Raw genomic sequence first — 6,551 nt, forward strand, 5'->3', positions numbered from 1 at the left:
GGCCCGCGGGCCGCCGCTGCGAGAGAGGTACGCGAATGGCCGACGGCAAAGGCAAGGACGAAGGCGGCAAGCTGCTGTACTGCTCGTTCTGCGGCAAGAACCAGAACGAAGTGCGCAAGCTGATTGCCGGCCCGTCCGTCTATATCTGCGATGAGTGTGTCGATCTGTGCAACGACATCATTCGCGAGGAGGTGCTCGATGCCGATGCCGAGAGCGACGAAGAGCGTCTTCCTGCCCCCCGCGAGATTCGTCACACCCTCGACGACTACGTGATCGGCCAGGACCGCGCCAAGATGGTGCTGTCGGTGGCGGTCTACAACCACTACAAGCGGCTTCGCCATGCGTCCAAGGACGAGGTGGAGCTCGGCAAGTCGAACATCCTGCTGATCGGCCCGACCGGCAGCGGCAAGACGCTGCTGGCCGAGACGCTCGCGCGGCTGCTCAACGTGCCGTTCACCATCGCCGATGCCACCACGCTCACCGAGGCGGGCTACGTCGGCGAGGATGTCGAGAACATCATCCAGAAGCTGCTGCAGAAGTGCGACTACGACGTGGACAAGGCCCAGCGCGGCATCGTCTACATCGACGAGATCGACAAGATCTCGCGCAAGTCGGATAACCCGTCCATCACCCGGGACGTGTCCGGTGAGGGCGTGCAGCAGGCGCTGCTCAAGCTGATCGAGGGCACCACCGCCTCGGTGCCGCCCCAGGGCGGCCGCAAGCATCCGCAGCAGGAGTTCGTCCAGGTCGACACCACCAACATGCTGTTCATCGTCGGCGGCGCCTTCGCCGGCCTCGACAAGGTCATTCGTGACCGCGCCGAGAAGGGCGGCATCGGCTTCAACGCCGAGGTGAAGAGCAAGGACGAGACCAAGGGCGTCGGCGACCTGCTGATGGATGTGGAGCCCGAGGATCTGGTCAAGTTCGGCCTGATTCCCGAGTTCGTCGGTCGTCTGCCGGTGATCGCGACCCTGACCGAGCTCTCCGAGGATGCGCTGATCCAGATCCTCACCGAGCCGAAGAACTCGCTGATCAAGCAGTACGGTCGGCTGTTCGAGATGGAAAACGTGGAGCTCGACTTCCGCGAGGACGCCCTGCGCGCCGTGGCCCACAAGGCCATGGAACGCAAGACTGGGGCGCGCGGCCTGCGCTCCATCCTCGAGTCGGTGCTGCTCGACACCATGTACGAGATTCCGTCCCTGGAAGGCGTCTCCAAGGTGGTGATCGATGCTTCCGTCATCGCCGGCGAAAGCGAGCCGCTGCTGATCTACTCCCAGCAGGAATCGCCGAAGGTCGACGGCACCGACGGCTGAGACGCCCGTCTCGCGCCGGTGCGGCGCCCCGAAGAGGGCGCCGTCGATCCAAGGGCCGCCCCCCGGCGGCCCTTTTCTTTGCGCCGTCATTGCCCTGGCCTTGCAATGCCGCGTCATCGCCCCCATTCCTTGGGTATCTCCACTGATCGTTTGAGGAAGGTCTGCGATGCAGCAGAACGCCGAACAGACCCTGAGTCTGCCCCTTTTGCCGCTGCGGGACGTGGTCGTCTACCCGCAGATGGTCATCCCGCTGTTCGTCGGCCGTGAAAAGTCCATTCAGGCGCTGGAAGCCGCCATGGAGGCCGACAAGCGCGTGCTGCTGGTGGCGCAGCGTGAGGCCAGCAAGGACGATCCCGATAACGAGGACCTGTTCGCCATCGGCACCGTGGCCGAGATCATGCAGCTGCTCAAGCTGCCTGATGGCACCGTCAAGGTGCTGATCGAGGGCGAATCCCGCGCCGACATCCAGGACATCCTGGCCGTCGACGACGGCTACAGCCGCGCCGAGGTGGTGCTGCGCCACAGCGAGCCGCTGTCCGAGCGCGAGCAGGATTCGCTGGTGCGCGTGCTGCTCAATCAGTTCGAGCAGTACGTGAAGATGTCCAAGAAGGTGCCCAACGAGGTGCTCAACTCGCTGTCGGGCATCGAGGATCCCAGCCGGCTGGTGGACACCATCTGTGCCCATCTGTCGCTGAAGATCGACGACAAGCAGCAGCTGCTCGAGATGGATCGCGTGCGCGACCGCATCGAGCATCTGATGGCGCTGATCGAGTCCGAGATCGATCTGCTTCAGGTGGAGAAGCGCATCCGCTCGCGGGTCAAGGACCAGATGGAGAAGTCCCAGCGCGAGTACTACCTGAACGAGCAGATGAAGGCCATCCAGAAGGAGATGGGCGAGCTCGAGAACGCGCCCAACGAGGCCGACAAGTACGAGCAGGCCATCGAGGAATCCGGCATGCCCAAGGATGCCGAGGAGAAGGCCCGTCAGGAGCTCGGCAAGCTGCGCATGATGTCGCCCTCTTCGGCCGAGGCCACGGTGGTGCGCTCCTATCTGGACTGGCTGATCGCGGTGCCGTGGAAGAAGCGCACCCGCGTTCGCCACGACCTCGCCCATGCCCAGAAGGTGCTGGACGAGGATCACTACGGCCTCGAGGAGGTCAAGGAGCGCATCCTCGAGTACCTGGCCGTTCACAAGCGGGTCAAGAAGCTCAAGGGCCCGGTGCTGTGCCTGGTGGGACCGCCCGGGGTCGGCAAGACCTCGCTCGGCCGCTCCATCGCCCGCGCCACCAACCGCAAATACGTGCGGCTGGCGCTCGGCGGCGTGCGCGACGAGTCCGAGATCCGCGGCCACCGCCGTACCTATATCGGCTCGCTGCCCGGCAAGCCGATCCAGCGCATGAGCAAGGCCGGGGTCAAGAACCCGCTGTTCCTGCTCGACGAGGTCGACAAGGTCGGCATGGACCATCGCGGCGACCCGTCTTCGGCGCTGCTCGAGGTGCTCGATCCGGAGCAGAACGACAAGTTCAGCGACCACTACCTGGAGCTGGACTACGATCTGTCCGAGACCCTGTTCATCTGCACCGCCAACTCGATGAACATTCCGGGCCCGCTGCTCGACCGCATGGAAGTGATCCGTCTGCCGGGTTACACCGAGGACGAGAAGCTGGCCATCGCCAAGCGCTATCTGGTGCCCAAGCAGCTCAAGGCCAACGGCTTCAAGGAAGACGAGCTCGGCTTCGCCGACGAGGCGCTGCTGGAACTGATCCGCTATTACAGCCGCGAGGCCGGCGTGCGCGAACTCGAGCGTCAGATCGCCAAGGTCTGCCGCAAGGTGCTGCGCGAGCGTCTCGAGCAGGAGGGCAAGGAAGGTGCCCAGGCGCCCGTGAGTCTGGCGGGCGCCGATATCGAGCGCTACGCCGGTGTGCGTCGCTACAGCTATGGTCTGGCCGACCAGGAAGACCAGGTGGGGCGCGTCACCGGCCTGGCCTGGACCTCGGTGGGCGGCGAGCTGCTCAACATCGAATCGGTGGTGACCCCCGGCAAGGGACGCATCAACAAGACTGGCTCGCTGGGTGACGTGATGAAGGAGTCCGTGAGTGCGGCCCAGACCGTGGTGCGGGCCCGTGCCGCCAGCTTCGGCATCGACCCCGAGCGCTTCGAGAAGGAAGACCTGCACATCCACGTGCCGGAGGGGGCGACCCCGAAGGACGGCCCCAGCGCCGGCGTTGCCATGGTCACGGCGATGATCTCGGCCTATACCGGCCGGCCCGTTCGCTGTGACGTGGCGATGACCGGTGAGGTCAATCTGCGCGGCGAGGTGATGCCGATCGGCGGGCTCAAGGAGAAATTGCTGGCCGCCAGGCGCGGTGGTATAAAGACCGTTCTCATTCCGGAAGAGAACCGTCGCGACCTCAAGGAGGTTCCGGACAATATCAAGCAGGCACTCGACATCCGGCCGGTGCGCTGGATCGACGAAGTCCTCGAGGTGGCCCTCAGCGAAAAGCTGGGTGGTCAGGATGAAGAATCTCGAGCGGAAGATGCCGCATCTTCTCACTCGATGATCAGTACGCACTGACGACTATTTTTTCCACTTGCCGGGGCGAAAACCCCGGCATGGTGGGGATTGTCAGGGAAGGTTGCTTGACACGTCTTTCATCGCATTGCTATAAACTATCGCCATGCTGTGATCGCGTCAGTCAGCCGTAAGTCTCGCCGATTAGAGCCAATTTACGTAACAGTCAAGGGGTGAAGTGTGAACAAGTCCGAGCTGATCGAAGCCATTGCTGCGTCTGCCGATATTCCGAAGGCAGCCGCCTCTCGTGCGCTGGATGCCATGGTCGATGCCGTGGCGGACAGCCTGAAGAAGGGCGACAGCGTCTCCCTGGTGGGTTTTGGCACTTTCACCGTCAAGGAGCGTGCTGCGCGCACCGGCCGTAACCCGCAGACCGGTGCGCCGATCGAGATCAGCGCCGCCAAGGTGCCGAGCTTCAAGGCCGGCAAGGCGCTCAAGGATTCCGTCAACTAAGGACACGGCCTTGCCGTCATCCTGATCGACGTTTCCCTACAGGCGCACCGCTGTCGCGGTGCGCCTGTTTCGTTTCGGGGCCCGTCGGCGCCGGGCGAGCCTGTCGCCCCGTCGCGTGGCCAGTACGGACGCCTGTAAGATGTGCGTCCTGACCCAAGAGATCCGCAGAGGCCTGCATGCTGCAAAGTATTCGTGACCGCTCCACCAGTTGGGGCGCCAAGATCCTGGTCGGCGCCGTGGTGGCCGCCATGGCGCTGTTCGGCGTGGAGTCCCTGGTGGGGCTGCTGAACAGCGATGGCGAAGACGTCGCCAAGGTCAACGGCGAGTCGATCACGCGTCAGCAGCTCGAGCTGCAGGTGCAGCGAGCCATCCGCAGCGGCCAGGTGCCACCGGAGCAGGAGCGTCAGCTGCGTGCCGAGACGCTCGACAACCTGATCACCAACCGACTGCTGACCCAGTATGCCGAAGAGGGTGGGCTGCACCTGTCGGAGGCGCAGATCGATCAGCTGATCGTCACCCTGCCGGAGTTCCAGGACGCCAACGGCCGCTTCGACAGCGAGCTGTTCAAGAATCGCCTGGCCAGCGCCGGCTTCACGCCGATTTCCTTCCGCGCCCAGCTGCGCGAGGACATGAAGCGTCGCCAGCTCCAGCAGGGTCTGGCGGTCAGCGAGTTCAGCCTGCCGAGCGAGCAGGAGCGCCTGGCCGAGCTGCAGCGCCAGACGCGCACCTTCCGCCACTATGCCCTGACGCCGGACGATCTGGAGGCGATGCCCGAGGTCAGCGACGCCGATCTCCAGACTTACTACGACGCTCATGCCGACGCCTACCAGCGCCCCGAACAGGTGAAGCTGTCCTATGTGGTGCTCGACAAGCAGGCCATGGCCGACGCCGCCGAGGTCTCCGAAGACGCGGTGCGCCAGGCCTGGCAGGCCGAGGCTGCCGACGTCGACCGCCGCGTCTCGCATATCATGGTGAGCTTCGGCGACCAGCGGACGCGCGAGCAGGCGCGGGCGCGCCTCGAAGAGGTCAAGGCGAAGCTGGCCCAGGGCGAGTCGTTCGCCGACCTGGCCGCCGAGTATTCCGACGACACCTCCACCAGCGACGAGGGCGGCGATCTGGGCGTGATCAGCCGCGGCTTCTTCGGTCAGGCCTTCGAGGATGCGGCCTTCGCCCTCGACAAGGGTCAGGTCTCGGATATCGTCGAGACCGACAACGGCCTGCACCTGATCAAGGTCACCGAGCTCGATCGCCCGCCGTTCGAGCAGGAGCGCGATCGCCTGCGCCAGCAGGTGGCGATGAAGCAGGTGGAGGATGCCTTCAACGACCGGGCCCAGAAGCTGATCGACGAGAGTTTCGCCGCCGAGGATCTGACCAGCGTGGCCGACGATCTCGGCCTCGAGCTCCAGCAGAGCGACTGGGTCAGCCGCGACGCCGCCGACGGTGTGCTGTCAGAGCCCGGCGTGATGCGCCAGGCTTTCAGCGCCGACGTATTGGAGGAAGGCTTCAACAGCGAAGTGATCGAGCTGGACGACGACCGTCGCCTGGTGCTGCACGTGATCGATCACCGAGACGCCACCACGCTGCCGCTGGACGAGGTGCGTGACCGGGTCGTGGCCGCCGTGAAGGCCGACAAGACCCGCGAGGCCCTGGAGGCCCGTGCCGACGACATGCTGGCCTCGCTGCGCAACGGCGACACCCTGGGCCTCGACTGGCAGCGCGCCGAGGCGCTGAGCCGTCAGGCCGACAGCGATCTCGCCCAGCCGGTGATCCAGGCCGCCTTCCGCCTGCCGCATCCGTCCGACGGCGAGACCGTCTACGGCCGCGCCGTCGACGGCCAGCGTGTGGTGCTGCTAGGCCTCGAGTCCGTCACCCAGGGCGAGCCCAACGAGCAGATCGAGTCCTTCGTGGCGCGCATGGCCAATCAGCTGCGAGCACAGGCCGCGGTGACCGGCCTGCTCGATCAGCTGCGTGATGACGCTAAGATCGAGCGGCCCTGACGGGAAGCGCCGAGCTACAAGCGCCGAGCGACAAGCAACCCCGAAGGTGGAAGCCTTCGGGGTTGCTTTTGCTGTAGCGGGTCTTATGCTGGCCGCTTGGCCGCTTGGCCGCTTGGCCGCTTGGCCGCTTGGCCGCTTGGCCGCTTGGCCGCTTGGCCGCTTGGCCGCTTGGCCGCTTGGCCGCTTGGCCGCTTGGCCGCTTGGCCGCTTGGCCGC

General features: G+C 65.3%; 4 protein-coding genes. All 4 read left to right on the forward strand.

The window, feature by feature from the left end:
- Positions 1 to 35: 35 nt before the first annotated feature.
- The 4 genes from clpX (at position 36) to MYL53_RS03545 (ending at position 6,335) form a co-directional block, all read left to right on the forward strand.
- Entirely contained in the window at positions 36 to 1,313 is a 1,278-nt protein-coding gene (gene clpX, locus MYL53_RS03530) for an ATP-dependent Clp protease ATP-binding subunit ClpX (RefSeq protein WP_247852034.1), read from the forward strand.
- Positions 1,314 to 1,479: 166 nt separating this feature from the next.
- On the forward strand, positions 1,480 to 3,888 hold the full coding sequence (gene lon / locus MYL53_RS03535; RefSeq protein WP_247852035.1) for an endopeptidase La: 2,409 nt from the start codon (positions 1,480 to 1,482) through the stop codon (positions 3,886 to 3,888).
- Between the two features lie 177 nt (positions 3,889 to 4,065).
- Positions 4,066 to 4,338 carry an HU family DNA-binding protein gene (locus tag MYL53_RS03540; protein WP_247852036.1) on the forward strand — a complete coding sequence of 91 codons (273 nt, stop codon included), beginning with the start codon at positions 4,066 to 4,068 and terminating at the stop codon, positions 4,336 to 4,338.
- Positions 4,339 to 4,514: 176 nt separating this feature from the next.
- Positions 4,515 to 6,335 carry a SurA N-terminal domain-containing protein gene (locus MYL53_RS03545; RefSeq protein WP_247852037.1) on the forward strand — a complete coding sequence of 607 codons (1,821 nt, stop codon included), beginning with the start codon at positions 4,515 to 4,517 and terminating at the stop codon, positions 6,333 to 6,335.
- Positions 6,336 to 6,551: the final 216 nt, after the last annotated feature.

It is taken from the genome of Halomonas getboli (assembly GCF_023094245.1).
Classification (GTDB): Bacteria; Pseudomonadota; Gammaproteobacteria; order Pseudomonadales; family Halomonadaceae; genus Halomonas; species Halomonas getboli.